The 760-nt window shown below is 68.6% G+C and carries 1 protein-coding gene (cut by a window edge); it reads right to left on the bottom strand.

Annotated features, from left to right (window positions below; all coding sequences use genetic code 11):
* Positions 1–83: 83 nt before the first annotated feature.
* Positions 84–760: the 3' portion of a globin domain-containing protein gene (locus tag K789_RS0102615; protein ID WP_024365390.1), read on the bottom strand. The gene runs 478 nt beyond the window's last position; 677 of the gene's 1,155 nt are visible here — the last part of the coding sequence; the start codon falls outside the window, past its right edge; the stop codon is at positions 84–86.

Genomic DNA, 760 nt, shown 5'->3' with positions numbered 1-760 from the left:
CCGCCGTCGAACTCCCATCGAGTGCTCCGCAACGGCCCTTATGACCCCTCATAAGGGCCGTTGCGGAGCAATCGATGGGTACCTTAGCTGGCGAGCCAGATGTCCGGGCCGAAGACCTCGTAGTGGATCTTCGTGGCCGGAATGCCGGCATTGATGGCCTCGTTGCGGATGCTCTTCATGAACGGCAGCGGACCGCACAGGTACAGCGAGGCGTTGGCGGGGAGGTCCACCTCGCGCAGTGACATGAAGCCCTCCCTGGTTCCGGCGACCGGGCGCTCGAGCCAGAGCTGGAGGTCGGCGCCGTCGAGGCGTTCGACGTCGTCCGTCATCTGGCTGCGCAGCGCCCAGCTGTCCAGATCGCTTTCCGCGTGCAGGACCAGGACCTGGCGGTCGGAGCCGGAGTCCGCGAGGGAGCGCAGGATGGAGGCGGTGGGGGTGCAGCCGATGCCGGCCGAGGCCAGCACCACGGGGCCGTCGCCCTCCTTGAGCGTGATCTCGCCGTAGGGGTTGGAGATCTCCAGGATGTCGCCCACCTGGACGTCGTTGTGCAGCACGGGGGAGACCTCGCCGCCGTCGTCCTTCTTGGTGGTGAAGCTGCGGCTCGTGCCGGCGTCGCCGGACAGCGAGTACTGGCGGACCTGGCGCAGTCCGTCCGGGAGGGTGACCTTGACGCTGACGTACTGGCCCGGGAGGGCGGGGGTGATGGGGGTGTCGTCGGCCGGTTCCAGGGTGAACGTCATGGAGCCGGTGCCGGCGGGGG

Source organism: Arthrobacter sp. TB 26, from assembly GCF_000427315.1.
GTDB lineage: Bacteria > Actinomycetota > Actinomycetes > Actinomycetales > Micrococcaceae > Arthrobacter.
Note: the sequence above shows the minus strand (reverse complement) of the source record. Positions and strands in the feature narration are given on the sequence as shown.